Here is a 25,474-nt window from a genome sequence, read left to right as displayed (position 1 = left end):
CGACCAAGGAGAGAGAGGCTGTTAAAAGCCCCCCTCTCCTTTTTTTATGTAAAAACCGTTCCTCTGATTTCCTTCCCCTTTACAAAATCTTATCGCCCATGTCGATTTGTGATAACAAACCCTCTCTATAATCCAGATAGAAAGAGATTCGGACGTCTAGACGTCTTGAGAGGGATGAATTATGAACTGGTATCTTCGCTCACTTGGCACACGCAAAATTGTGGAGTTCATCGTGCTCGTTATTTTCGTCATTTTTTTCCTGGGGCCTCTGACTAACCTGTTGCTGCTGGCGGTTTCAGGAAAATGGCAGTATCCTGCACCGCTGCCACAGAGCTTGTCACTGGAATGGTGGAAATTTGTATTGACCCAGGATGATGTGCTCAGCTCCATATCTCTATCCTTCCTGATCGCCATTACGGTTACCGTGTGCTCGATTATCGTATGTGTTCCCGCTGCCTACGCCTTCGCGCGGATTTCGTTTCCGCTGAGTAAGTGGTTTTTGTTTTCATTTTTGCTCACGCATGCTTTTCCAAAAATGGGGCTGTACGTGTCTATCGCGGTGTTGTTCTACAAGTTCGGGCTGATGAACACCTTTACGGGCATTGTATTGATCCACATGGTGAACACGCTGATGTACATGACCTGGATTCCTTCCTCTGCGTTCCGCAGCGTCCATCGTGCTCAAGAGGAATCTGCCCGGGATGCCGGGGCGGGACCGTTACGGGTTTTCTGGAAAATTACGTTCCCCATGGCGCTGCCCGGCATTGTGGTCGCTTCCATCTTTACATTTCTCGCTTCATTAGATGAGGCGCAGGGAACGCTGCTCGTCGGGACACCAGACTATAAAACGATGCCTGTCATTATGTATTCCATTATTGCGGATTATCCGAGTACTACGGGTGCTGTATTCTCCGTCATTTTGACTCTGCCCACAGTGATCTTGCTGCTGGCCGCAAGGCGTTTCGTAAGTGCGGACGTGCTGGCTGGCGGATTCCAGGTGAAATAATGCAATTGGTAAAAAGGAGCCAAAGCTAATGTCCATTCAATTATCCATTCGTGAGTTAACCAAGCGCTTTAAGACGGGAGACGGAGTCAAGGGCATCTCACTTGACGTGATGAAAGGGGAGCTTGTAACCCTGCTCGGTCCTTCCGGCTGTGGTAAAACAACCGTGCTTCGCTCCATTGGCGGCTTTCTGGACCCGGACAGTGGCGACATTCAGATTCAGGGTAAAAGTGTGCTCAAGTTGCCACCCGAAAAACGCCCAACCGCTATGGTGTTCCAAAGCTATAATTTGTGGCCGCATATGACGGTGTATGACAACCTTGCTTTCGGGTTGAAGATTCGTAAGGTGAAAAAGGCAGAGATTGACCGCCAGGTGAAGGAGGCGCTGGCGCTGGTTCGGCTGGAGACGGCAGAGCGTAAAACGCCGGGGCAGCTCTCGGGCGGTCAGCAGCAGCGGGTAGCACTTGCTCGGGCTCTGCTGCTAAAGCCGGATGTATTGCTGCTGGACGAGCCTTTTTCAGCGCTCGATGCCAAGCTGCGCATGGAGATGAGGGAGGAGCTGCGCGACATCCAGACCCAGACGGGGATGACGATGGTGTTCGTCACCCACGATCAGGAGGAGGCCTTATCCATTTCCGACCGGATCGTCGTTATGAATGCGGGTCGGATTGAGCAGCTCTCGTCACCGCAGGAGATTTATGACAAGCCACAGTCGCTTTTTGTAGCGGGCTTTATTGGTCGCATCAATTTATTAAAGGGGGTGAGTACAGGTCGCAGTGTGTCCGTGAGCGGAATTGCGTTCGCGCAGGAGCATGAATACAGCGGTGAATCCATGGTCGGTGTAAGGCCAGAGGATATTGTTCTGACGACGGAAGAAAACGGCTCTCTAGCCGGAACGATCAGGCAAGTGATGATTCTCGGGCATTATGCGGAGGTTTCGCTGGATAGCGGTACCGATCATCTGAAAATGTTTGTGCCACGTGAACGGGCGGCCGATCTGCGCAGTGGAGAGCAAATCAGATTCAGCTTCAGTAAAATTGTTACTTTTCCAGCAGCACAGTGAAGATTCACGATCAACCTCTACATCGCATCAATGTCCATCATGAACGCATCATCTGGTGATGCTGCGAACTTGTGCAACTATCTAAAGGAGGCAACAACGTGTTTGGGAAAAAGAAGATGGGTCTGATTTTGTCTGGGGTGCTTAGCTTATCGTTGTTGGCTGGATGTGGAAACGGTGGTAATGCCGCTACAGCTACAGGGGAAGCCAAGGATACGAAAGCGGGAGCAGCTACGGGAACGACAGAAATCTCCTTGTACACTGGCGGTTCTTTGAACGTCAAAGAGCTGTGGGAAACGTTAATCAAGGACTTTGAAGCTAAAAATGATCACGTTAAGGTCAAACTGGTGTATTTGCCAGCGGGAACCGGGGGCGCATCTACACTGGATCGTCTGATCGCAGCCAAGAAGAGCGGGCAAACCGATACAGATATCGACCTGTACGAAGGCAGTCTGGATGACATCACCAAAGGGGTAGGCGAAAAACTGTGGGAAACGGTAGACACCGCCAAAGTTCCGAACCTGGCGAATGTAGATGAAACGTATCTCAAGCAAGTAAACAATCAGGCCATTCCATACCGTGCCTCTTCGGTTGTTCTCGCCTACAACAGTGCAAAAGTAGCGACACCTCCGAAAACAGCGGATGAGCTGTATACGTGGATTCGTCAGCACCCGGGAAAATTTGCTTATAACGACCCGTCCACGGGTGGATCGGGTAGCTCGTTTGTGAACACGGTTATCTATAATTTCCTTCCTCCAGAGGCGATGAACAGTGATGATCCGGCAAATATGAAGAAATGGGATCAAGGCTTCTCGTTGCTCAAGGAACTGGGTCCTTCGATGTACCAAAAGGGAGTCTATCCGAAAAAGAACCAAGGCACGCTTGATATTTTGGCAAGTGAAGAGGTGGACATGGTTCCGGCCTGGTCCGATATGGCGCTCGAACAACTGGCTAAAGGTCTGCTTCCAGACACGGTGAAGCTGACACAGATCGACCCTGCTTTTACAGGCGGTCCGTCTTATCTGATGGTTCCTTCGCTTTCCTCCAAAAAAGAAGCAACACAAGAATTCCTGAATTTTGTGCTGACGCCAGAAGCGCAAACGGTGGTCATCAACAAAATGTATGGCTATCCGGGGATTAAGTGGAGTCTGATGCCAAGTGAATTGCAAGAAAAATTCAACAGTGTATCTTCTGGATACCGTAGCTTTAACAGCGGCGAGCTCCAGCAGGAAATCTACAAACGCTGGCAGAGTGAAGTAGCGGGCGGTTAATCATGAGTTCATCGTCCAAAAGGGGGATGCTGGGGCTTGCCCTGGTCATCCCGTCTTTTCTCATTTTGCTGGTCGTCGTCATTATTCCGATTCTCTATGCCGTAAAGGAAAGCCTGATAGATCAGCATGGAACGGGCTACGGGCTGGCGAACTATATCCGCCTCTTTACGGAGCCTGCGATGCGAAAAAACATTATATATACGATCAATGTCACACTGGTCTCGACAGCCCTCACATTGGTCATCAGCTACGCTTTGGCGATTTATCTGCGATTTGGAAAAGGTTTTGTTGTCAAATGGATCGGCCGATTGTATTTTGTCCCGATGTTCGTTCCCGGCGTAATTGCAACCTATGCGATCATTACGATGTACGGCAATCATGGCTGGGCTGCACGCCTTTTGTTGCCGCTGGGTATTGAAACCATTCCGAGGATTATTTACGACTACAAAGGTCTGGTGCTGGCTAATCTGTGGTTTAACATTCCATTCGCCACCATGCTGCTAAGCTCGGCCCTTGCCAGCATTCCAAACGCTGTTGTGGAGAGTGCCAGAGACGCGGGAGCCAGCACGCTGCAACTGTTTGGGCGCTTTATTTTACCCCTTTCCTACAAAACGATGTGGGTTGCGGTGACCTTCATCTTTATGGGGATTATGGGCAGCTTCACAGCTCCGTTCCTGATTGGCGCCAACTCGCCGCAGGTGCTGGGTGTCGCAATGCAGCAGGTATTTTCCAGCTATCAGGAGACGCATACAGCCAGCGCTATGGCAGTGTTTATGTTTTTACTGTGTTCTTTTATGGGATACTTTTACATTCGAACCATGGTGAATGATGCGGATGCGAGCTAGACAGCCGCTATAAACTAAGGAGGTTACAGGGATGAACAGCCAAGCAGAGGTGCAGATTACCGGGTTTAGTGGGCGAGTGTGGGAAAAGGACCTGCTGGATTGCGGGTATCGGATTGCCTTACACAAAGCGGAGGTTGAACTCAGTCCGGGGAACGGATTCCGGTTCACGTTTTCCATGCCCGAAGACGGGTTCGCGGAGCTTGACCTGCTCGCCAGATCGGACAGTGACTGGGCTGCGACAGATCGGGAATCCGCCTTCGTGCGCCTCTACCTGAACGAAGCCTATAATCAGGATGTTATTTTGTATTATGGCAGCAGTCAGGGTGTGTACACCCGTTTGTTGGGGTATCTAAAAGAAGGCGATTATGAGGTCTATGCCGAATTTCGAGAACTGGAGTCGGCTCCGCTTGTATCCAGAGCATGGATTGACGGGGTTGAAATGCGCTGCGTGGCCGATTCGTCTCCAAGATCGCTGATTTATCGCCACACCCCACTTTTATACGGTCGCAATCTGGCACATCCCTATGAGAACCGCTTTACGGATACACCGCTTGTTCTGTTCTACTCCGTGGAAGAGAATGAGGGGAAAACGGTCATTGAATACCAGATGATGTACAGCCATGAGGATGAAGGAACGCCCGCACCGCTGCTCATGAGCAAATGGGGGAGAACCACCGATATCGAATGGATGTACCGCGTCGAGCTGGATGCCGGGGGCAATGTTCTGGATGCTGTTTTCCAGGGGGCACATCATATTACGACTGCGTTTAATGGCAACTATGATCTGGGCGGGCATCCTGTTCTCCAATCCGCAACAACCAATGGAAACTTTAAGGATGACATTTCATCGGACTATCGTTTTATGCTGCCGCCTGCTTTCCAGTGGAAGCCAGAGGAAGAGCCGCGTGAGGCGGTCATGAGTCGTTTTCCTTTTGCCTATCAGGTCACCGGGTGGGAGATGGAGCGTCAGCAGGAGCTGGAAATGCCGTCAAATGCGTCTTCCATTATGCTTGCCCACCAACGCAGCTATGTATTTATCCAGACTTCAAAACGCCCCTTAAGGGATTCCAGCAGTGAATTGTCTCCAGCGTCCAAGCCGGGCTTTAACCGACGCGAGGAAGATGCCTGTGTGGATATAGAGCTTCGCCTTCACGGGTCGGAGCAGTGGTATTCATCGTGCTATCATGATCTGCGACTGGGTGAATTCAGGGCTGCTTATGAGGGTGCAGAGTCGCATTTTTCTACAACGGTCAAGTTATCTGGAGAGGCTGTGCTTGAGGATATAGCTGAAATCAGAGCCGTATTGCTGGAGGGCGGTGCGGACAGCATGGAAGTGGCTGGACTGTATGCTTTTACGCTAAACGAGGAAAACCTGCCGCAGTTTCCTGGTATTCGTACAGATCGGGTGATTGAGCTAACGCGGCATCATCCAGCGGGTATTTTATGGGCAGCAGACAAAAACGGAGCGGGTGATGGCAATCATACTGTGAATCATATGGTGAACCGTACTGTGGATGACCCGACAAGTCAGGATGGGGAGTCATGAGCAGGCTACTGTATGTGGAAGGAACGGTCGATAGAACCTGCACCCAGAGCCATATTACGTACTCTTTTCACATCCCACAGCCGACTGACACGATCCGCATTCACTTCTCTTACACCCCCAAGTTATTGGAGGATCAGGAGCAAGCGCGAGAAATTATTGAGGAAAGCATGAGCAAATACGGATACGACGAACCGGGACATTCATCAGATCTGTGGAAGAAGTATATGCCACTGCAAAATTTATTGACGCTGTCTGTCGATGACCCTCTCCGCCATCGGGGAAATGCACACCGTCCCGAGATGCAGCAGGAGCATTGGCTCGGTTCGTCTGCGGCTTCGCCGGGATTCCTCGCAGGAGATAATCCGGCGGGAATGTGGCGGATTACCGTCAGTCTGCATGCCGTTGTGACCGAGACGCTTGTTTACCAAATTCACGTATTGGGGGAGGGAGCCATATATGCTTAAATGGATTCCGTCTGAGCTTCACACCCATACGCTTCACAGTGATGGAAAGCAAACGCTGGAGGAGCTTGCCCAAAGCGCAGCGGACCTCGGGCTTGAATGCATCGCTATGACGGATCACAATACCCAGTCGGCACTTGTGGATCAGGAACGGGTCCAGCAGCAGTTCGGTGTCCCGATCATTTCAGGGATGGAGTGGACGACCTTTTACGGACATTTGCTGACGCTGGGGGTAGACCGCTTTATTGACTGGCGAGTGCTGGGGCCGGATGACATTCATGAGGGAATCCGGCAAGTGCATGAGCAGGGAGGCATTGCAGGGCTTGCCCATCCATTCAGGATCGGAAGTCCGATCTGTACGGGGTGCTTTTGGGAATACACCATTCAGGACTGGCATGAGGTCGATTATATTGAGGTCTGGTCAACGCTTATGCCGTCTATTAAGCGGGATAGCCAGCGGGCGTTTGCCATGTGGACGGATTTATTGAATCAGGGGTATCGCATCACGGCTGTAAGTGGTCGGGACTGGCATGTATCCAAACCGGATGATGCGCTTCCGGCTGTCACGTATCTGGGTGTTCATGGTGAAGCAGAAGAGCAGGAGAGCTTAGTTAACCGGGCAGTCGAGGCGATCCGCCTCGGTTCGGTGTCGGTTACGATGGGACCGTTACTGACGATGTCGGCACAGGTTAAGGGCAGTGAAAAGCGATATCACATCGGCGAATGTGTAGAGCTGGCTGTGGAGGATTCACTGTCTGTGACGGTTCAATTGGATGTGGAAACGAGAGCAGGCCATTACAACCTTGAGCCTCAGAACCTTCGCCTTCTGCTGACAAGCGGCCAGGGGGTATGCTTCGAAACTTATATCCCTGCTCAATCAGGTGAATATACGCTATCATTACAAGATCCAACAGGAAAAGGCTGGGTGCGAGCCGAATTATATGGATATATGGAAGATTGCGTCACGATGATTGCCTTTACAAATCCGATGTATATCACTTGAACTCAGGTCACTATAATAGAAAGGCTGGGCTTTGGACGGTGTCAACAAAACAAGAGAACATTAAGCAGCTTATAGAGGAATATATAGAGGTCAACCAAATTGAGCCGGGCGAGAGGCTGCCTTCGGAAGCTGAACTTTCCCGATTGTTCTGCGTCTCGCGTGCGACGCTACGGGGAGCCGTCCGCCAGTTGGAAACGGAAGGCAAGCTGTTGGTGAAGCACGGGAGTGGTACGTTCGCTACTTGCCCGCTGCCGAGCATTCCAAGCTCGCTGGACCGCCTGTACAGCATCGGGGACATGATCCGTTCGGCAGGGTTGCGGGAAGACGAGCAGCTGGAATCTATCAAGAGGATGAAGGTTTGTCCTCCTGAAATTGCCGAACGAATGAGGTTTTCCGAGAATGAGCCCATGATCGTTCTGGAGCGTACTCGCACAGCCGATGGGGAAGCGGTAGCACATTCTATCAATTGGATGCCGGAGACATTAGCAGGTTCGATTTTGGACGGCGGGTCTTTTTCGGGTTCGCTTTTTCAAAGTCTGGAACTTAAAGCCGGGGTACGAATCGTTGGCGCGTATTCGGAGCTTACCGTCCCGAGTCATGACGATGCCCATATGACGCGTCTGTTGAAGCATCCGCAGGCCACGGTGTTACTGCTCAAGCAGCTTCATTACGATGAGCTGAACAGACAGGTGTTGTATTCACTGGATTATGTCCGCAGCGACATTTTCCATTTTTGGGTGCGCCGTACGCGCTGATTCATGTAAGAATTACATCTACTATCCAACCGTGCTAGTTTTACATATTCCAAGGGTTAAAAATCGTCATATCTCGTCAATACTGATCTATATGCACTTCATGATGATACACATGGCAAGATGCGTATAAGGAGGTAACGGGATATGAGGTGGCTTGGATGGCTGCTTAAAAAAGGAATAACAGTGGTGCTGGTCAGTGCTTTAACGCTGGCAGTAACAGGTGTGGTCGTGAATGCCTATGTTCAATCGCTGCTGCGGCAGTTTAACATTCAACTGGATCATCAGCCAGTATGGGGATTGGGTTGGCTGAATGGAAGCTCTGGCACCGATAAAAGTACAGGTACGGGAAAAAACAAAGCTACGGGTGGCGGTTCGGAAAGTGTAACACCGCCTGATGATGCTTTATCCGTCATGGGACAGGGCTTAGATGAGAGTGGGAGCGGCGCAGGAGGCACGGGTACCAGTGGGGCAACGAATGGGAAAACCCCGCAGGAGGGCGGTTCTTCGTCGACTGGTGCGTCACGGAACGCTACACCTGAAACGAGTATTGAAGGTCATGACCTGGTCATCACGCCCGATAATTTGACGGAAAAGAAGAACAGTTTACCCGCCGAGCAGAAGCAGGAAATTTTTGCGATTCTGATGAATAAATTGCCGCCTGAGGAAATGCAGAAAATATCTGCCGCGATGGAAGGCGGCCTGACCGAGCAGGAGCTGCAGGATATTCAGCAGGTGCTTGCGAAGTATCTAACGAAAGAAGAGTATAACAAGCTGATGGGTATGCTTAAATAGTAACGATTCGACTATGGGGAATGCTCATGCTCACAATAGGACTGTGGAATCCGCGCCGGGCGCGGATTTTTTTGCGTGTCAGGCAGAAATTGGAGTGGAGTTGAATTCTTTGTAAAGGCTATGTTAAAGTAAACAGTGTCGCGAAAAGGTTAAAATTTTGAAACCTTTTACGCAACTATGCAATGCTAGATAGCGACTAATATCATAGATACTTGTAAATACAGGCTGGAATCATAGCGAGAAAAACCAATAACGAACGCATTTATATAGAGATAAGATATGCTGAAAAGGAGAGAATCATGGAGGTTTTTAAGGGGAAGCATTCACCAGACAGCAGGAAAGAAGAATCAAGCGTTGAAAACAAGCCTGCTGGAGCAGCAGGAAAAATAGCAATGTGGTGGAACGGACGGAGAAAATGGTTGAGCTGGACCGCAGGCGGTGTGGTGATTGCAGGCAGTCTTATTTTTGCTGGCAATCAATATGTCGGAGCCAATACGGTTCCTTATTATAAAGTGTATGTAAAGGGTGTGGAGGTCGGAAGCATCCTCAATGAGCAACAGCTAAATCAACTGTATGCAACGAAGAGCAAGCAATATAAGGACAAGTATCCCGGTGTGGACATGGTGCTCAATACAAGCGCGGTAACGACAGGCATTGAAAAGGCGTATAAAGTGGATATCGACAGCGGAGCAACACTGAAGAAGCTGGACGGCATGCTCACCGCGTATGCCAAAGGAGTAGAAGTGAAGGTCAACGGCCAGACGGTCGGTATTGTAAAGGATAAAGCGACTGCACAGGCTGCTTTGAAGCAAGTGCAGAAGAAATACACACCTGCGGGTGAGGCCACGGCTACAGGCATCAAGGGACTGGTTCGCAAAACATCCGTGGGCAGCAGTCATGCAAGTACCAGTAGCAAAGCCCCTAAAGCATGGCTGGAGTCTGCCAGTATTCGTGAGAAAATTGCATATGAGCCTGTAAAAGCGGACCCGAATAAGGTGCTGACAGAGGCAGAAGCGGTTAAAGCACTGACTGAGGCGCGTGAGGCACCTGTAACGTATACGGTACAGGAAGGCGATTCCTTGTCGTCGATTGCGAATAAATTTAATATGACCGCTTGGGAGATTAAGCAGAACAACCCCGGCTCGCGTGAGCTGTATCTGCAAATCGGGGATGAATTGAAGCTTACCGCTCCAAAGGCTCCGGTTACGGTCCGGACGGTAGAGAAGGTCGTTGAGCAGATTGCCATTGAGCCTGAGATTGAGGTTCGCCAAAGTGACGAGCTGAAAGCAGGAGTTACCAAGGTCGTCAGACCTGGACAGGCAGGCTTGAAGGAAATGGATTACCGTCTGACCAAGGAGAATGGCGAGGTCGTGCAAGAGGAATGGCTCGGTCAAAAGGTGTTGCAGCCGTCTGTTTCCGAGGTGGTTTTGAAAGGAACAAAGGTCGTAGGCGAAGGATCGGGAGAGTTCGCTTGGCCGGTGTCCGGCGCAGCGATGTCGAGCAGCTTTGGCGCACGCTGGGGACGTATGCATGAGGGTGTCGATTTGGTCGGCAGTCCTGACATCCACGCATCGGATGAAGGTGTAGTTACATTTGCAGGTCAGCAGAATGGCTACGGCAATGTCATTATGATCGACCATGGTAATGGCTACCAGACGGTATACGGGCATTTGAGCAGCATTGGCGTTCATGTGGGACAGGTGGTTCAGCAAGGCGAGTCGATCGGAGTTATGGGGAACACGGGACGCTCGACAGGAACACATCTGCATTTTGAAATTCGTAAAGACAATACGCCACGCAATCCAATGACGTATTTAAGATAGAAGGATCGTTTATAACGCTGGATGATAATTCATGAGGATACGGGGAAGGCCATGTTTTTCTGCATGCTTAACAGTGGGTGCAGGCATGGCTTTTTTTGTGTAAGAAAAAGGGGCTGGACAAGTAATAGAATGGCGTGCGGGTATGGTAGAATAGAATAAGCAACTTATGGACACTGACAAACGAAAGTTAATATATAACATGATCCGTAGGAAGAGGTGAGCGCTGTATGCAGGGAACGATTCTGGTGGTGGATGATGAACAGCCTATCGCTGATATTTTGAAATTTAATTTGGAAAAAGAGGGCTATCAGGTGATTTGCGCCTTCGATGGAATCAGCGCGGTGGATATCGCAGTCAAGCAGCAGCCTGACCTGATCTTGCTGGACCTGATGCTGCCGGGGATGGACGGCATGGATGTGTGCCGCGAGGTGCGCGGGCATCAGCTCCAGACGCCGATTATTATGCTGACCGCCAAAGATGGGGAAATCGACAAGGTGCTGGGGTTGGAGCTGGGCGCAGATGATTATGTGACGAAGCCGTTCAGCACACGGGAATTGCTGGCGCGGGTGAAGGCACAGATGCGCAGACAGCAGCGCGGCGGGGCAGGCACGTCGGAAAGCCGTTCGCAGGAAGAGAAGCAGGGGCTGCGCGTGGCGGACCTCTTTTTTGATACGGATATGTATACAGCATACAAAAACGGTACACCGCTCGATCTGACGCACCGGGAGTATGAGCTTCTGTATTATATGGCTAAAAATGCCGGGAAGGTCATGACAAGGGAGCATTTGCTCCAGGCGGTGTGGGGCTTCGAATACTACGGGGATGTGCGGACGGTGGATGTGACGATCCGGCGGCTGCGCGAGAAGATTGAGGAAAACCCGAGCAAGCCGGAGACGATCCTGACGCGCCGTGGACTCGGATACATTATTAGCGGGGGCAAAGGTGGCCTGCGGGCATGAGATGGCTGTCTTTCTTTCGCACGATTCATGCGAAGCTGATCATTATTTATGTGCTGTTGATTTTAGTGGCGATGCAGCTGATCGGGGTCTATTTTGTCAGCTCCATGAAGAACTCTTTGACGAGCAACTTTACACAGGACTTGCAGGCGCGGGCGGAAATGCTGTCCGTGCTGGCAGAGCAGGATCTGAACGGCAGTGACGGTAAAATGGAGGAAGACAGCGTGGAAAGTCTGCGCGCACGCGTGAATAATCTGTTTGATTTTAGCGGTGCAGAAATTCAGGTATTGGATGCCAGCGGCAAGGTGCTGATTACTTCTCAAGGCTCACACGCCGATTATGTCGGACGCAAAAATACGCAGACGGTGGTCAGCCGTGCACTCCAGGGTATCCGTGACAATGAGGAGTACATGGTGGACGAGGATAATGTCCGCAAGAAGGTCGTCGCCAAGCCCGTCATCAGCCAAGGCAAGATTGTCGGTGCGGTGTATATCGCCGCCTCGATGACGGAGTTGTACGATACGATGAAACGCATTAACAATGTATTTCTCTCGGGTATGCTCATTGCATTGGCGTTGACGGCTGTGCTGGGCGTGGTGCTGGCGCATACGATTACACACCCGATCAAGGTGATGACGCGTCATGCGACAGAGGTTGCCGAGGGCAAATTCGACCAGCAGATGCCTGTGTTTGGCGACGATGAGATCGGCAGGCTCAGTGTGGCCTTTAACTATATGACAGGCCGCTTGCGCGAGGCGTTGTCACAAAATGAAGAGGAGAAGGAAAAGCTCTCCTCCATCTTGACCAACATGAGCGACGGAGTGGTCGCTACAGATGACAATGGCCGGGTTATTCTGGTCAACCGCCGAGCCAGTGCGATGCTGGGCGTGAACGAGAACGAAATGACCGGCAGACATATCGCGGTGCTGCTCGGTATCGACCCGGAGGAAACCGAGGCCCTGTACAGCGGTTCTTCGGCTTCCACGCTCTTGCAGCTGGAGCCAGCGGGTCAGGACGAGCCGATCGTTATCCGCGTGACGTTCACGCCGATTCATCGGCGTGAATTTGGCATCACGGGAACGATTGCGGTGCTCCAGGACGTGACGGAGCAGGAGGAAATGGAGACGACACGTCGGGAGTTCGTAGCGAATGTATCGCATGAGCTGCGCACCCCGTTGACGACGATCCGCAGCTATGCCGAAGCGCTGGATGACGGCGCAATGGGTGAACCGCAGCTCGCGGAGCGTTTCGTAGGCGTGATCCGCAACGAGACGGAGCGTATGATCCGGTTAGTCACGGATTTGCTGCATCTGTCGCGGCTGGATTCCAATGAAGCGCCCTTGCGGATGCAGCCTGCGGATGTGATGGAAATGCTGGACGAAGTCGCGGATCGATTTTCTTTTCAAATGAAGCAAAAGCATATCCGGTCTGGAATGTTCGTGGAGCAGGGGATCGGCAAGGTCGTGATTGACCGGGACCAAATTGAGCAGGTGCTGGACAATCTGATGTCCAATGCTTTGAAATATACACCGGAGGGCGGAAATATTCGGATTGAAGCTCGCCGCAATAGTGAGGGGATGCTGTCTATTTCGGTACAGGATACCGGGATAGGGATTCCCAAAAAGGATTTGGACCGGATTTTTGAACGGTTTTACCGTGTGGACAAGGCCAGATCGCGCAATATGGGCGGTACGGGACTAGGGCTGTCGATTGCCCGGGAAATTGTAAAGGCGCATGGAGGCCAGATTTTTCTGGAGTCAGAATATGGTCAAGGGACCTGCACAACCTTTACGCTCCCCATGTTGGGTGAAGGGAGGGAAGCACAGTGAAGGAACGTTTGAAATCATGGGCGCTTATTTTGCTGGTTGCTTCCAGCCTCGTACAGAGTTATTTTCTGATTTATCGTCTTCCGGGCAGTGATTCTGTACTTACTTCGGAGACGAACTATGTCAAAACCGAGAGCATGGGACAGGAGAAAAAGATTGAAAAGCTCGTGTTTCCTGACAAAATGCTGATTCATCAAGGGCAAAACAAGCATACCGTTTTTTATCCGGGTGTTGCTTTCTATGATTTGATTTTTACACGGCTGGAGAGCCGGAGCTTTAACAGCTTTCAACGTCGGAGTATCCATTCGGCAGATTGGGCGCGGATTCGCAGCGAGAATGAGGGCATGGAATTATCCTTTTCGGGGGGTGTCCCGGTTTCATTACTGGAGCGAGTTATGCGTCTGACGCCGGATTCTGTGTTTCAGGGAGAGACGATTAATCGTATCTGGATCTATATAGATGAGAAAAATGCCAAGCCGCATGCCCTCTTTTTCAGTGCCAGAGGCGATGTGGTGTATGAGGCGAATCAGTTTGATATGACGATGGAGGATATCCGGCAGCATGTGAATTTCGGTAAAAATGCCCCGTTGTACGAGCTGGTGGATAATCAGTATTACATTCCGGCAGATAACCTGGAGACGGTGCAGCCCGTGGTATATGCCGGGCTATTCACGACAGAGCAGATGCAGCGGAATTTGTTTTTCGATCCAGGGATTACGCGAAATATTCAGGAGAAGGACGGTTCCCAAATTTATACGGACAGCAAGCGCAGTCTGCAAATTAAGCAGGAGCAGCGTTGGATGAGCTATACCGATCCGAGTGCACCGGGGGCGGGCGGAAGCAGTTCGGTGAGGGATGTGCTGTCGGCAGTTGATTTTGTGAATCAGCATGGCGGTTGGGATGCTTCGTATCAGTTGAAAATGAGAAGCAGCGACGAGAACCGTACCAATGTGCTGTTCCAGCAGTATTACGGATCTTATCCGGTGCTGGATACGCCATCCTTCCGGTTTGGCACGATTTTGTTGGAAATCCAGCAGGAAACGGCATCCGTCTATGATCGTTCGCTGTTGTATCTCAAGGGCGGCGAGCCATCCTCGAAGAAGGTTATGCTTCCGGGTGGCGAAACTTTGAAGAAGCAGCTCGAAACTGTAGCTAAAGGGAAAACGATTAGAGATCTGACCCCTGTATATCAGCCGGAGCTGATCAATGATGGGTTAAAGCTCGTTCCCGAGTGGCGTGTTACGTTGGGCGACGGTTCTGTGGCAGAGATTCACGCTGTTGCAGTGACGGCGACAACGTCGAGTACACCGCAAACGCAGCAATCTCAGGCAGTAAAGAAGTGACTGATTCAGATTTGGTGCTGCTCACACAGCATAGCACCAGCAAAGGGATAAAGCATGGCCAGGGTTATGACAGAAAGGGGGAACGGGAATGGATTGGAGCCGCGCCAAAAACGTACTGATCTGCACGTTTTTGCTGCTCAATGTAGTACTGGGGCGCCAGTTGTGGAGTGATGCGCAGGAAACGGCAGGGCCGAATCTGGATTTTACTTCGCTGGATGAAAATACGCAGCGTTTAATGGAAGAGAAGAGCATTCAGGTGTTGGCTCCGATTCCCGGGGATACCCCCCAGTTGCCGAAGCTGTCTTACACGTATGTCCATGGCGGGGAAAAGGATGAGCGTGTGAAGTTACCGGAGCCGGTAGACAGCAAGCTGGTATTCACCCACGATGCGCTGGTTGAGGCATTGCAGCCGCAAATCAGGGACATCGACAACTACCAGTATGATCCGCTGGATGTTCAGGAGGAGCTTACATCCGGACAGGCAGATGCTTTTGTGCTACACCCATTGGTACAGGGAAAGTGGCCTTTATTTAATGTGAAGATGGCCCTGTTTTACAGTAACCAGAAAATTATCGGATATCGCAAAATTCAGGTTGATCTCCAGCCCTCGGATGAAGCGAAGAAAATGCTGCCCGCATCCAAGGCGCTGGCAAGGTTGATTGACAGTTATTTGCCGCGTGATGCGATTGTGAAGGATATCCGGCTGGGTTATTACGGACAAACCTTTAACTCGGATAGCCAGGTGGCTGCACCTGTATGGCGGTTTATGCTGGATAACGGGCAAGGCGTGTATTACGTGCAGATGAACGGAGATGTCATAAGTCCAAAGACAGAACAAACAGAAGGGTCTTGAACAGATATGGGGATTTCATTTACCGTGCTGTCGAGCGGTTCGACCGGCAACGCCACCGTTGTCCGGAACGAAGACACGACATTACTCATCGACGCAGGTCTCAGCGCGAAGCGTATTGATGAATTGCTGAAGGAACGCGATCTGAGCGGAGAAGAGTTGGATGGTATTTTGGTCACACATGAGCATTCCGATCATGTTAAAGGACTAGGCGCCATGGCGCGTAAATATAATTTACCTGTGTATGCGAATGAGAAGACGTGGTTTGCCATCAGCAATGCTGTTGGGCAGATTGCGGACGATAACCGCAGGATATTGGAGACAGGCGCAACACGCGAATTTGAATCGTTGCGTGTAGAGTCTTTTGGTATATCTCATGATGCGGCTGAGCCGGTAGGCTATAGCTTTTACGATGGGGCAGAGAAGCTCAGTGTAGCCACCGATCTGGGCTATGTCAGCGACAAGGTGAAGCTGGCGATTTCCGACGCAGATGTATTGGTACTGGAGTCTAATCATGATGTGGAAATGCTGCGTATGGGGCGTTATCCTTGGAACATCAAACGCCGTATTCTCAGTGATATCGGTCACTTATCCAATGAGATGGCGGGCGCGATTCTTAGCGAGCTGCTGACGGGACGGACGAAGCGAACGTATTTGGCACATTTGAGCCGCGACCACAATATGATGGAGCTGGCAAAGCTGACCGTGCGCGGGGCGATGGAGGACCGTGGCTGCTTTTACAAGGACAGTGAGTTCCGATTGTGCGATACGTATTATGACCGTCCTACACCGTGGGATAAGGTAAGTGAGTCATAAAGCTGTCTAGCTCGGCGGCTTTGCGTTCTACCTCTTCGCGGGTTACAATGCCTTTGTCCACCAGTAACTCAATGAGTGTACTTAACGCCAGAGTGTTGCGGTAATGCTCGTCTTTCAGATCCGCAAGCTTGGCAGCCATACGAACTTCATCCATAGCTGAGCGATGTTGATTCATCATACATTCCTCCTGTTAAAATATTTGAAAAATGGCGTGTGATCGGCTTGGTTTTGCCGGGTGCTGTGATACAATAAAGCTAACAACTGAAAGCTTTCTGAAAGAAAGCTCGTATCAGAAGCATAAGCTGTTACAAGCGAACGGGAACAGGCCAGAACGTCTCTATGAGACGATCATTTTGTAATAGAATAGAAGACTTGTTACTATTGTAGTCAATTGATTTGGAAATCATTCCTCCTTTTTCCTCTATTCGGAGTGGATTGCGGCGTGTATGCTGGTTAATGAGATCAGGATGCTTAGGGAGGCCCCATTTGTGGTGATTAATAAGTAGGCTGAAATGAGCTGTTGTTTCGGTCATGGGGGATATTCAATCCATTTTGGCGTTCAAACGGAGCGAGTCTCTGTAGCATAGGTTGGCGCAAGCCCGAATAGCCCTAATTTTTTAGTGAGTGTCGGTGCATGACAACGAAGGGGAGAGGATGAACATGGGCTTGTTTGATGACGATTTTTATTCAACGAGGGTATCCACGCGTGCGGCCAAAAAAAAGGCATTCAAGGCACGTCGTGGAGGACAGGAACGTTGGTCGCACAGGAACCGGAGCGTGAGTCCGGTGCAGGCCGCTGTCATTAGCGGTGCAGTTAGTGCGGTGGTTGCGGTGCTGCTGTTCAGCTTTATTACAGGTCTGCCCTCCACGACAGCGGTAACCGGAGCAAGTCATTATCCCATGCGCCAAGCGGCGGGTGATCCGTATGACCGAATTGTGCAGGCGGCAGCCAAGGTACGTCCGGCCGTCGTCAGCATCGTGAACCTGAAAGGGGAAGACGGTCATAGCACGGAGCCGTCGGCGCTTGGATCAGGTGTTATTTTCCGGATAGCTTCCGGCAAAGCCTTCATTATGACTAACAACCATGTGATCGAAGGCTCGGATGATCTGGAGATTGTAACTGTGGATGGTATCAAAAAAGAGGCGAAGCTGATCGGCAAGGATCGCATTAGCGATATCGCAGTGCTGGCGGTAGACGATAAGGGCATTAGCACAATAGCGGATATCGGTGATTCCAGTAAGCTTCGTCTGGGCGAGACTGTGATTGCCATTGGCAATCCGCTTGGTTTGGGCGATACGCTCACATCTGGTATTGTGAGCTATACGAATCGGATCATTCCCATTTCCATTAATCAGGATGGCGTATATGACTGGGAACAGCATGTCATCCAGACCGATGCAGCAATTAATGAAGGAAACAGCGGCGGTGCGCTGGTCGATCTGGACGGACGTGTGATAGGCATCAATACGATGAAAATTGCCGATACCGGTGTTGAAGGACTCGGCTTCGCGATTCCGGCCAATGAGGTCATGAAGACGGTGAATGAACTGGTTGAGGATGGCAAGATTACCCGCCCTTATCTGGGAGTATACACGGTCGACCTTAATAATGAGTATGCTCCGCTGGATGAAACACAGCGCAAGGAACTCAAGCTGCCTGACACCGTAAAGGACGGGGCAGTTGTTCTGGAGGCGCACGGCCCTGCCGAGGAGGCAGGCTTGAAGCTGAACGATGTCATTACCGCGTTCGATAGTGAACCGATCAACTCGACGCTTGATTTGCGACGCTACTTGTACGATAACAAGAAAATTGGCGACGAGCTGAAGGTTACCTTTTATCGGGCAGGCAAGGAAGAATCCGTGACGTTGAAATTAACGGATAAGCCGGAAGGCTAAGGTTTAATGGTTAGGCATAACTATAAAAAAAGGCGTTCTCCGGATCATTTTCCGGGAACGCCTTTTCAGTTTGTCGGTTGTATTTTAGGCTAGGATGCCGTTCCTGTCACACGGGTTCCGCTCTTGGTAATCTTGTAGGTCACCACATCGCCGCTCCAGAAATGGAACTTCAGCGTGACTTCACCATCCTTCACACTGTTAAAAAATTCAGGCAGCAGCTTGATGCCATTCGCATCATAGGCAGGGGCAAAGGTGTTGCCAAATTCCTTATACGGTGTCCAATCCTGCGGACCGGCATTGCCGCCATTGGTATAAACAGCTTCCATTGTGGCAAGCTGGCTGCCACGGAAGTCCGTTGGAATGGTAAAGGTTTGCGTAGTACCCTCGGTTGCGCTTAATTTTGGTGTATCATATACGATTACTTTGAAATTCCACTCTGCCCCCTTATTAAACTTGGCGTTAATGACTGCATTCTCACCATATTTACCGGAGGTGGTTAGGCTGGTAAGCAAGCTGGCCTTCAAGGTTAATGTATCTCCGCTCAGTGTGTAGTCGGTGCCCTGTTTCAGTTGCTTGTTGTTGGCGCTTAGTGTGCTCAGCTGATTGCCGTTCAGGTTTAAAGTGACCGTGGCATCCTGAACGGAAGTGCCTTTCTTCAAGTGAATGAGGTCACTGACTGCATTGGAGGAACGTCCTTTTAAGCTGGATTTCATGACATTAAAGAGTTCAGGATCGGACCACTTGTATGTTGTGCGGTTAAAATGCTGGCCATTGTCCCAGAGGATGCCTGTTAATTTTTTCTCTTTCATATAATAGGTCAAAAACTCAAAGAATTTCAGCTTTTCGCCTTGTTCAATAACGCCTGTATTTTTATCGAAGCCGAGCAGACCGTATTCGCCGACAATGACCGGAATACCTTTAGACACAAATGTGTTATAGGCGTTATCAAAGGTTTGAATAATATCGTTTTTGGTATCCTTCTCAAATGTAGTATATCCGGCAATATTCACACTAAAAGGCCAATAGCCGTAATAGTGAATGGTCGCAATCAGGTTGGGATCGTTCAGCTTGGTTATCGTGTTGTACAGCTCGTTGATTTTGTTCTGGGCAGGTGAAGTATCCAAGCCGGGCAGAACAAGTGGGCGGGTTGCATTATTACCGCCAGAGGCGCGGACGATTTTGTGGAAGGAAACATTCAGTTCTTGGAGCATCTGGTTCATTTTCGCTTCATCCGTCGTTCCTCCTTCGGAGAAACGGGGTTCGTTAATACTCTCGAACATCAGCTTGTTCGGCTGATCTTTAAAGCGATTGGCAATTTGTGTCCAAAGTGAATTATAACGAGCCAGCACTTCATCATGCTTGGGCTCCATACTGCTTACCCATAACCACGAATCATGATGGACATTGAGCATGACGTACAGATTGGCATCCAGTGCCCAGCGGACGACTTCTTCTACACGGTTCATGTAGGCAGCGTCAACGGTATAATTCGGTGCTGCTCCTATGTGTTTATCCCAGGTGACGGGAATACGAATGCTTTTGTATCCTTGGGCAGCAATTTGCTTGATCAGTGCCTGAGTAATGCGTGGATTGCCCCAGGCAGTCTCATCTGCCCCGACAGCATCCAGAGAATTTCCTAAATTCCATCCGGGCTGCATGGCTTCGACATATGATTGCATACTGCTTGTGGCGGCAGTTTGCGATGCTTGTCCGTCAGATTCGGCAGCGGCGGCAACGGACGCGAACGTGGATAATAAGAGGGTAATGGCAAGCGTCAACGACAGCAATGAAACGGGTCTTCGTTTGAACATACAGGCAGGCCCCTTTACAAAGTTATTTTTGAAAGCGCTTTCCATTGAGATACTACCATACTATTCCATTATAGAATACCTATATAATTAGTGGGAAAATCATGTGATAATTAGTTATTTTATGATTGTAAACGTTATTGTTGCCAAAATGTAAGAATGATTGTAAAATCTATGGCCCTACGCAGAAATCAGAGCAGCATTGAATAGTAAATACAGGAGGAAGAAGGAGATGAATATGAACAAGTGGGACACGGAAGAGGCCATTCGGCGCTGGAATATGCATGCTGAGAATTTTACCGCCAGATACACTGAAGAAGGGGATCGCTCTCGCGAAGTGCTGTTGAATCCTGCATTACAAGAATGCATGGGCACCCTCGCGGGTAAAAAAGTGCTGGATGCCGGGTGTGGTGAAGGTTATCTGAGCCGTAAAATGGTCAGGGCGGGTGCGCTGGTGGAAGGTGTCGATTATTCGCCGGAAATGCTGGAGCTTGCAAGAAAGCGGACACCGTCAGATTTGGGGATTACGTATCATCACGGTAATCTGGAGAAGCTGGAGATGTTCGGGGATCAGAGCTTTGATCTAATCGTTTCAAACATGGTCATACAGGACCTGGAGGATTATGAGCAGGCGATTGCGGAAATGCGGCGGCTGCTGGTGCCAGGGGGCAGCTTTATTTTCTCTATATTGCATCCGTGCTTTCAGACACCAGAGAGTGGATGGGTAAAGGATGAGGCAGGGAAAAAGCTGTACTGGAAAGTAAACCGTTATTTCAGTGAAGGCGTATTGGAGCAAGATATGCCTTATGATCAGGAGGAAAAGCTTCTGTACTTCCACCGCACGCTGGGCAGCTACGTACAGGCTATTACTGGAGCAGGTCTGCTGCTGGAAGCAATGATCGAACCGAAGCCGTCCGCAGAGATGCTGGAGCGATATCCCGATTTCCACGAGGGCCTGAACGTCAGCTATTTTCTCATTTTTAAAACCAAGCGTCAGGGATAGGAATCAAGCCCTTTTCTTTCCGCGTTAAGTGTGGTAGAACAAAAGAAGGTGTTTGTAACAGACACCAAACAACTGGAAGAGCTTCATACGGAAAGGGATGCAACTGGGATGTACGTGGTATGTAAAGAGCATGTGGAACTGGCAATTGATATGTTCGTCGATGAATACGAGGATGCACCGGATGTCGTCGATCTCAAGGAAACGAAATTTTCGGATTGGGACCCTCCAGTGAAGTGCAAGGAATGTGAGCAGAAAGCGGAATTTTTAGTCGTCTAAAAAACAAGCACGGGCGTTTCGGGCAGAAACGTCCTTTTTGTATACTAGGATTTTGCAAAATCCTCATACATATAGCTATACTTATTCCCAACAGGTGCTGAGACAGGAGTGAACGATGGATGGACCCTTTGCTGCATTCACTGTTTCGTCCGATTCAGGTCAATGGAAGTGATTCTTCTACATACTATATTGAAAAAAGGCCGTCTGCTCCGCTGAGAGCTTATGTCGCTTGCTATTGGGAGTCCGGTCCGGTTACTGGAGAGGTTTTGGAGGGGAATCTGGGTGTTTCGTGTGGTAACGAAGCTACATTAGGCTTGTCAGGTGAAGAAGCGGTGGATCGGGTATTACCTGACGGCTGTACGGATATTCTATTAAAATACAACCCGGTGAGTAAGCGTCAGGATATCTCGTACTGCGGGACGTTTACACATCCGTTCGTGTCTGCCAGACAAGCAGGTACCGAGACACGCATTTTTGCTGTGCGATTTTTTCCGGGCGGAGCACATTATTTTCACGGCATGCCGACTCACTTGTTTACAGGTGGACACTTCCGCTTGGAAGATATCTGGCCCGAAAGCATCGCGGTCATAGGTGAGCGTATTTTTGAGGCGCAGGATTTTAATGAACGGGTGCGCATCATGGATGAGTATCTAAACCGGCTTTTGCTGCGCCAAGGGACGAACGATTGTGACCTGATGAAAAATCTGCTGCATCGTATTTTTGTAAGTAGTGGGAGTATGAGTGTTAAAGAGCTAGCAGAGCGCGAAGCGATCAGTGAAAGACAGATCAACCGCAAGTTCGGGCAATGGATCGGGATCAGTCCCAAAAAGTTCAGTGAGGTCGTCCGCTTCCAGAGCGTTCTGCGTAGTATTCAAAGCGGTGACCCTCTGGATTGGACGGAGCTTGCGTTGAAGTACAGCTTTTTCGATCAGGCCCACCTGATTCGTGATTTTCGCAGGTTCTATGGAGATTCTCCGCTTACTGCCGCAAAGGATTTTCGCAGGTTGTCCGATTTCTACAATACACGTCCTGAGGCTTCCGTTATACTCAAAACATGAAAAAGAATGACAAAGGAGAGATGAGAACATGAGTGGAACGCTGCAAATTCGGGAACATCTGCTGGATGAGCTGGAGACTGGAGTACGAACAGGAGAAGCCCTGATCCGTAAAATACGTCCAGAGGATTGGAGCTTTCGTCCACAGGACAATTTCCGCTCACTTTTGGAGCTAGTGCATCATTTTGTACTCATTCCTGCTTCGGATCTTGCGATTATGCATCAGGAGAAGTCCGAGGAAGAAGTAGGGAATATTGAAAACAGCCTATCTGAGGTAGACGATCCCGAACGCTTGGCTGCAAGTTTCAGAGAGAATTTCGAGGCGTATAAAGCTTACATTCTTTCGCTTAGCGAAGAGGATTATCTGAATCGTTCGACCAAAGCCTTTTATATGGAGCATGGACATTTGCAGGTTCAATGGCAGATTGAGACCATGACACACGTGTTCCATCACCGTTCGCAAATATATAATTATTTGAAGCAGTTGGGGCATGAAGTGAGCTTTTTTATGTTGTATGCTTGAGTGTTTTTTATAAAAAGGTTTGGAGGGCACCTGTGCGGTGCTCTTTTTTGGTTGTAATCAAGCTTTTCAGGGATGGTATGGCCTTACTCAAACGCGCGCGAAACCTCTTTATTAACTCGTCTGAGAATCCCGATTTGCTCCTTCATTCAATCTGCTGGTCAACGCAACAAACTCATCTATCGCCTCTTGCCGAATAGTTTCGTCTTTAGTCATATGTTCTTTGGAAAACATTAATTCACTGATAGACACGTTTAAGGCAGTTAACACTTTCTCCAAGGTATCAATGGAAAAGTTTCTTTCGCCTCTTTCTAATGCACCAATATATCTATAGTCCAAGCCTGCGATTTCAGCTAGCTTTTGCTGTGTAAGTCCCTTTGCATTTCGAATAGCTCGGATTCTTGTACCCATTTGCTTGCGTAATTCTGTCATATAACCACCTCATAACAAGCTTATGGAAGATGAAGTGTAAAAGTCAGGTAGAAGAGAATTTTTCAATTAATTTCTTTGTTGTAACTCAACTAAACCAACAATATTTTTAGTTATAGTAGTAAGAATTTCGAGCTCTGTTGTTTCTCTTGAATTTATGAGTAACATAAGTTCATTTATGATTTGTTTTCGATCCGAAGTTTCATCGAATTGGAAAAGTTCAAAGGGTGGAACCTTTAACGCTAAAACTATTTTTTCCAACGTCTCCAATGAAATATTTCGATCTCCACGTTCTACTCCGCCAATATAACTGTAATGAAGTCCTGCTGCTTCTGCCAATTGTTCCTGTGTCCATCCTTTAGCTTTTCTTAGTTCTCGTATCCGATTTCCGACGCTTTCTGGCAAACTCATGTAATCACCTCCACTTAAGGTTAGAAGAGGATAGAATATCGTTACAGACCATCTTATACAAAATAAAATCATTAAAAATAGTACTTTTAAGTACTTTTTTATATTGACCTTCATTCTCATTTTCTATACAATTGGTTGTAAATGGAAATATAAGGAGGGACTTTTCTTGAGAACTTCTATCCTAAAATCACTCAAACCTGACATCGTTGTTGAAATGTTGGGGATGGCTGTGGCTTTTGAGAATTGGAAAAAGGTCATGGAGACAGCGGATATTTTGTACCAATGTGTACAGCGTATCTATGAAGAACGGCAGTATCATAAAGCGATGAAATTACCCATTCCGCATGTCAATTTAGAACGTCCGTTGGTATATTATTTTGGGCTCAGTCACCTGATGTGTGGAATGGCTCACCAGAACCAGGGAGCATATGAGCAGGCAAGGGAGTGCATTTATAAGTATGCTGAGCTGGGGTGGATGGAGGATTTAAAGGAAGAAGACATTCAGGTTGTCGAGGAGTTCAGGTTTTTAGCCAAAACTAATTTATATGCAGTAGATATTTTGTCTGGAAATATAGAGCTGCTCGAGGAATACGTAGCCTTTTTGCAGGATAATCTAGAGGAAATATTACCGGGGCTGAATACCATATTACAGGCAGCGCTTATGTATCATTTGGATGTAGGGGATATTTTACATACGTTTGCAGAGCAGATTGATGAATTCGGGAGTTATGAAGACGCGGAGAACATATCTTACTATTATAGCTACTGCTATCATTTGGCTTTGTACTATCGGAAGTACGGCAGATTACAGGAAGCGGTGGGGCTTACTGTGCAGGCGATACATATAGCCGATCAGTCAGGTAACGATCGTAATTTCAAGAAATGTACAGCATTGTTCGAATCACTGCGCGAGTGGGCGACAGCTGAACAAATTAGCGGATATCGAAAGATGCTAATGCAGTGTCTTAATGAATACGAAACGGATAGGTAGTTCATTGTGAAGAGCGTAAATGAATGATCCGCTATGATTTGAACAGCGAATAGGCTCGTAACGGAGAGGAAATAGATAGGTAAGAGACGTTTCAGATGCTAAAATAACTATGTTAAAGCCATCTTTTTCAGTTAGGGATTTTAAATACGATTTTACATTATCATTCGACATAGATAGGGGTATGGAATTTGTTTATTCAGCTTATAGGTGTGGGGAAGTTAAAAGAGAAGTATTTGGTTATGGGCATTCAGGAATACGCTAAACGGCTGGGACCATACATCAAGTTTCAAATGATCGAAGTAGCCGATGAAAAGGCTCCTGACACACTGAGCGAAGCGGAGGTTCGACAGGTCAAGGAGCGAGAGGGAGAGCGCATCCTTGCCCATGTGAAGAGTGAGGCACATGTTATTGTACTCGCCATCGACGGCAAGCTCTGGAGCTCGGAAGAACTTGCGGAGGAATTGGATAAGCTCGGCACCTACGGTACAAGCCATGTTGTCTTCGTCATTGGCGGCAGCCACGGCCTTTCTGACGAAGTCCTCCGTCGTGCCCAGCAGAAGCTAAGCTTCGGAAGGATGACTTTGCCTCATCAACTGATGCGATTGGTGCTGGTAGAGCAGATTTACCGAGCGGTGAAGATTAATCGGGGTGAACCGTACCACAAGTAGGGTGAAAGAGGATTTATTTTCAATTTGTTATAAAATACTACTCTTCACTCGGTTCTGTGGATAATTA

At 49.1% G+C, this 25,474-nt stretch carries 25 protein-coding genes and 1 pseudogene; 22 read left to right on the top strand and 4 right to left on the bottom strand.

Features of this window, described 5'->3' with window-relative positions:
• The first annotated feature begins 181 nt into the window (after positions 1-181).
• The 15 genes from ABH897_RS24255 (at position 182) to ABH897_RS24185 (ending at position 16,350) form a co-directional block, all read left to right on the top strand.
• Positions 182-1,006 (top strand): ABC transporter permease, encoded by an 825-nt coding sequence (locus ABH897_RS24255; RefSeq protein ID WP_149096164.1) that lies wholly within the window; start codon positions 182-184, stop codon positions 1,004-1,006.
• A 28-nt stretch (positions 1,007-1,034) separates the two neighbouring features.
• Positions 1,035-2,066: an ABC transporter ATP-binding protein gene (locus ABH897_RS24250; RefSeq protein ID WP_044648128.1), complete on the top strand. Its 1,032-nt coding sequence runs from the start codon at positions 1,035-1,037 to the stop codon at positions 2,064-2,066.
• Between the two features lie 98 nt (positions 2,067-2,164).
• Entirely contained in the window at positions 2,165-3,334 is a 1,170-nt protein-coding gene (locus ABH897_RS24245; protein ID WP_283653997.1) for an extracellular solute-binding protein, read from the top strand.
• A 2-nt stretch (positions 3,335-3,336) separates the two neighbouring features.
• On the top strand, positions 3,337-4,179 hold the full coding sequence (locus tag ABH897_RS24240; protein WP_283653996.1) for an ABC transporter permease: 843 nt from the start codon (positions 3,337-3,339) through the stop codon (positions 4,177-4,179).
• Between the two features lie 31 nt (positions 4,180-4,210).
• Positions 4,211-5,725, top strand: coding sequence for a hypothetical protein (locus ABH897_RS24235; RefSeq protein WP_404521388.1), 1,515 nt, complete (start codon positions 4,211-4,213; stop codon positions 5,723-5,725).
• Entirely contained in the window at positions 5,722-6,189 is a 468-nt protein-coding gene (locus tag ABH897_RS24230; protein ID WP_283653994.1) for a hypothetical protein, read from the top strand. Before ABH897_RS24235 ends, ABH897_RS24230 begins: the two co-directional genes overlap by 4 nt.
• Positions 6,182-7,189 (top strand): CehA/McbA family metallohydrolase, encoded by a 1,008-nt coding sequence (locus ABH897_RS24225; RefSeq protein ID WP_283653993.1) that lies wholly within the window; start codon positions 6,182-6,184, stop codon positions 7,187-7,189. The genes ABH897_RS24230 and ABH897_RS24225 overlap by 8 nt, the downstream gene beginning before the upstream one ends.
• Before the next feature lie 38 nt (positions 7,190-7,227).
• Positions 7,228-7,944: a GntR family transcriptional regulator gene (locus tag ABH897_RS24220; RefSeq protein ID WP_283653992.1), complete on the top strand. Its 717-nt coding sequence runs from the start codon at positions 7,228-7,230 to the stop codon at positions 7,942-7,944.
• A 144-nt stretch (positions 7,945-8,088) separates the two neighbouring features.
• Complete coding sequence (locus ABH897_RS24215; protein WP_404581029.1) at positions 8,089-8,736, top strand: hypothetical protein; 648 nt, start codon at positions 8,089-8,091, stop codon at positions 8,734-8,736.
• A gap of 299 nt (positions 8,737-9,035) precedes the next feature.
• Positions 9,036-10,559, top strand: a complete 1,524-nt coding sequence (locus ABH897_RS24210) for a M23 family metallopeptidase (protein ID WP_283653990.1) — start codon at positions 9,036-9,038, stop codon at positions 10,557-10,559.
• 227 nt (positions 10,560-10,786) lie between these two features.
• Entirely contained in the window at positions 10,787-11,518 is a 732-nt protein-coding gene (gene yycF / locus ABH897_RS24205) for a response regulator YycF (protein ID WP_014278963.1), read from the top strand.
• Positions 11,515-13,344 carry a cell wall metabolism sensor histidine kinase WalK gene (walK, locus tag ABH897_RS24200; protein ID WP_044648119.1) on the top strand — a complete coding sequence of 610 codons (1,830 nt, stop codon included), beginning with the start codon at positions 11,515-11,517 and terminating at the stop codon, positions 13,342-13,344. The genes yycF and walK overlap by 4 nt, the downstream gene beginning before the upstream one ends.
• Entirely contained in the window at positions 13,341-14,684 is a 1,344-nt protein-coding gene (locus ABH897_RS24195; RefSeq protein ID WP_283653989.1) for a YycH family regulatory protein, read from the top strand. The genes walK and ABH897_RS24195 overlap by 4 nt, the downstream gene beginning before the upstream one ends.
• A gap of 88 nt (positions 14,685-14,772) precedes the next feature.
• Complete coding sequence (gene yycI, locus ABH897_RS24190) at positions 14,773-15,537, top strand: two-component system regulatory protein YycI (protein ID WP_283653988.1); 765 nt, start codon at positions 14,773-14,775, stop codon at positions 15,535-15,537.
• Between the two features lie 6 nt (positions 15,538-15,543).
• Positions 15,544-16,350 carry an MBL fold metallo-hydrolase gene (locus tag ABH897_RS24185; RefSeq protein ID WP_283653987.1) on the top strand — a complete coding sequence of 269 codons (807 nt, stop codon included), beginning with the start codon at positions 15,544-15,546 and terminating at the stop codon, positions 16,348-16,350.
• Here the strand turns inward: ABH897_RS24185 and ABH897_RS24180 are convergent.
• Positions 16,319-16,525 carry a hypothetical protein gene (locus ABH897_RS24180; RefSeq protein ID WP_283656356.1) on the bottom strand — a complete coding sequence of 69 codons (207 nt, stop codon included), beginning with the start codon at positions 16,523-16,525 and terminating at the stop codon, positions 16,319-16,321. The two genes, ABH897_RS24185 and ABH897_RS24180, sit on opposite strands and share 32 nt — an antisense overlap.
• Before the next feature lie 485 nt (positions 16,526-17,010).
• On the opposite strand from ABH897_RS24180, the gene ABH897_RS24175 reads away from it, so the two are divergent.
• Positions 17,011-18,246 (top strand): S1C family serine protease, encoded by a 1,236-nt coding sequence (locus ABH897_RS24175; protein ID WP_283653986.1) that lies wholly within the window; start codon positions 17,011-17,013, stop codon positions 18,244-18,246.
• Between the two features lie 89 nt (positions 18,247-18,335).
• On the opposite strand, the gene ABH897_RS24170 is transcribed toward ABH897_RS24175, so the two are convergent.
• Positions 18,336-20,057 carry a cellulase family glycosylhydrolase gene (locus ABH897_RS24170; RefSeq protein ID WP_404581026.1) on the bottom strand — a complete coding sequence of 574 codons (1,722 nt, stop codon included), beginning with the start codon at positions 20,055-20,057 and terminating at the stop codon, positions 18,336-18,338.
• A gap of 235 nt (positions 20,058-20,292) precedes the next feature.
• Between ABH897_RS24170 and ABH897_RS24165 the strand changes: the two genes are divergently transcribed.
• From ABH897_RS24165 to ABH897_RS24150, 4 genes are all read left to right on the top strand, one after another.
• Positions 20,293-21,057, top strand: coding sequence for a class I SAM-dependent methyltransferase (locus ABH897_RS24165; RefSeq protein WP_404581049.1), 765 nt, complete (start codon positions 20,293-20,295; stop codon positions 21,055-21,057).
• A gap of 108 nt (positions 21,058-21,165) precedes the next feature.
• Positions 21,166-21,333 carry a CxxH/CxxC protein gene (locus ABH897_RS24160; protein WP_081750721.1) on the top strand — a complete coding sequence of 56 codons (168 nt, stop codon included), beginning with the start codon at positions 21,166-21,168 and terminating at the stop codon, positions 21,331-21,333.
• Positions 21,334-21,452: 119 nt separating this feature from the next.
• On the top strand, positions 21,453-22,391 hold the full coding sequence (locus ABH897_RS24155) for a DUF6597 domain-containing transcriptional factor (protein WP_404592824.1): 939 nt from the start codon (positions 21,453-21,455) through the stop codon (positions 22,389-22,391).
• Between the two features lie 28 nt (positions 22,392-22,419).
• Complete coding sequence (locus ABH897_RS24150) at positions 22,420-22,911, top strand: DinB family protein (protein WP_404592823.1); 492 nt, start codon at positions 22,420-22,422, stop codon at positions 22,909-22,911.
• 83 nt (positions 22,912-22,994) lie between these two features.
• Here ABH897_RS24150 and ABH897_RS24145 read toward each other — a convergent pair.
• Positions 22,995-23,340, bottom strand: a pseudogene (locus ABH897_RS24145) (helix-turn-helix domain-containing protein).
• Positions 23,341-23,406: 66 nt separating this feature from the next.
• Positions 23,407-23,748, bottom strand: a complete 342-nt coding sequence (locus ABH897_RS24140; protein WP_283653982.1) for a helix-turn-helix domain-containing protein — start codon at positions 23,746-23,748, stop codon at positions 23,407-23,409.
• A gap of 166 nt (positions 23,749-23,914) precedes the next feature.
• Between ABH897_RS24140 and ABH897_RS24135 the strand changes: the two genes are divergently transcribed.
• The gene (locus tag ABH897_RS24135; protein ID WP_283653981.1) at positions 23,915-24,739 is read left to right on the top strand and encodes a DNA-binding protein; all 825 of its coding nucleotides are present in this window, start codon (positions 23,915-23,917) and stop codon (positions 24,737-24,739) included.
• A 188-nt stretch (positions 24,740-24,927) separates the two neighbouring features.
• Positions 24,928-25,407, top strand: a complete 480-nt coding sequence (rlmH, locus tag ABH897_RS24130) for a 23S rRNA (pseudouridine(1915)-N(3))-methyltransferase RlmH (RefSeq protein WP_013312768.1) — start codon at positions 24,928-24,930, stop codon at positions 25,405-25,407.
• Positions 25,408-25,474: the final 67 nt, after the last annotated feature.

It is taken from the genome of Paenibacillus sp. RC73 (assembly GCF_044908085.1).
GTDB lineage: Bacteria > Bacillota > Bacilli > Paenibacillales > Paenibacillaceae > Paenibacillus > Paenibacillus terrae_A.
Note: the sequence above shows the minus strand (reverse complement) of the source record. Positions and strands in the feature narration are given on the sequence as shown.

Excerpts from the sequence above, each read along its gene's own strand:
- ABH897_RS24255 (WP_149096164.1), top strand. The coding sequence starts at position 182 with ATGAACTGGTATCTTCGCTCACTTGGCACACGCAAAATTGTGGAGTTC.
- ABH897_RS24160 (WP_081750721.1), top strand. The coding sequence starts at position 21,166 with ATGTACGTGGTATGTAAAGAGCATGTGGAACTGGCAATTGATATGTTC.
- ABH897_RS24150 (WP_404592823.1), top strand. The coding sequence starts at position 22,420 with ATGAGTGGAACGCTGCAAATTCGGGAACATCTGCTGGATGAGCTGGAG.
- ABH897_RS24140 (WP_283653982.1), bottom strand. The coding sequence starts at position 23,748 with ATGAGTTTGCCAGAAAGCGTCGGAAATCGGATACGAGAACTAAGAAAA.
- walK (WP_044648119.1), top strand. The coding sequence starts at position 11,515 with ATGAGATGGCTGTCTTTCTTTCGCACGATTCATGCGAAGCTGATCATT.
- ABH897_RS24225 (WP_283653993.1), top strand. The coding sequence starts at position 6,182 with ATGCTTAAATGGATTCCGTCTGAGCTTCACACCCATACGCTTCACAGT.
- ABH897_RS24210 (WP_283653990.1), top strand. The coding sequence starts at position 9,036 with ATGGAGGTTTTTAAGGGGAAGCATTCACCAGACAGCAGGAAAGAAGAA.
- ABH897_RS24250 (WP_044648128.1), top strand. The coding sequence starts at position 1,035 with ATGTCCATTCAATTATCCATTCGTGAGTTAACCAAGCGCTTTAAGACG.
- ABH897_RS24230 (WP_283653994.1), top strand. The coding sequence starts at position 5,722 with ATGAGCAGGCTACTGTATGTGGAAGGAACGGTCGATAGAACCTGCACC.
- yycI (WP_283653988.1), top strand. The coding sequence starts at position 14,773 with ATGGATTGGAGCCGCGCCAAAAACGTACTGATCTGCACGTTTTTGCTG.
- ABH897_RS24165 (WP_404581049.1), top strand. The coding sequence starts at position 20,293 with ATGAACAAGTGGGACACGGAAGAGGCCATTCGGCGCTGGAATATGCAT.
- ABH897_RS24155 (WP_404592824.1), top strand. The coding sequence starts at position 21,453 with ATGGACCCTTTGCTGCATTCACTGTTTCGTCCGATTCAGGTCAATGGA.
- ABH897_RS24175 (WP_283653986.1), top strand. The coding sequence starts at position 17,011 with ATGGGCTTGTTTGATGACGATTTTTATTCAACGAGGGTATCCACGCGT.
- ABH897_RS24185 (WP_283653987.1), top strand. The coding sequence starts at position 15,544 with ATGGGGATTTCATTTACCGTGCTGTCGAGCGGTTCGACCGGCAACGCC.
- ABH897_RS24215 (WP_404581029.1), top strand. The coding sequence starts at position 8,089 with ATGAGGTGGCTTGGATGGCTGCTTAAAAAAGGAATAACAGTGGTGCTG.
- ABH897_RS24170 (WP_404581026.1), bottom strand. The coding sequence starts at position 20,057 with ATGTTCAAACGAAGACCCGTTTCATTGCTGTCGTTGACGCTTGCCATT.
- ABH897_RS24240 (WP_283653996.1), top strand. The coding sequence starts at position 3,337 with ATGAGTTCATCGTCCAAAAGGGGGATGCTGGGGCTTGCCCTGGTCATC.
- yycF (WP_014278963.1), top strand. The coding sequence starts at position 10,787 with ATGCAGGGAACGATTCTGGTGGTGGATGATGAACAGCCTATCGCTGAT.
- ABH897_RS24235 (WP_404521388.1), top strand. The coding sequence starts at position 4,211 with ATGAACAGCCAAGCAGAGGTGCAGATTACCGGGTTTAGTGGGCGAGTG.
- ABH897_RS24180 (WP_283656356.1), bottom strand. The coding sequence starts at position 16,525 with ATGAATCAACATCGCTCAGCTATGGATGAAGTTCGTATGGCTGCCAAG.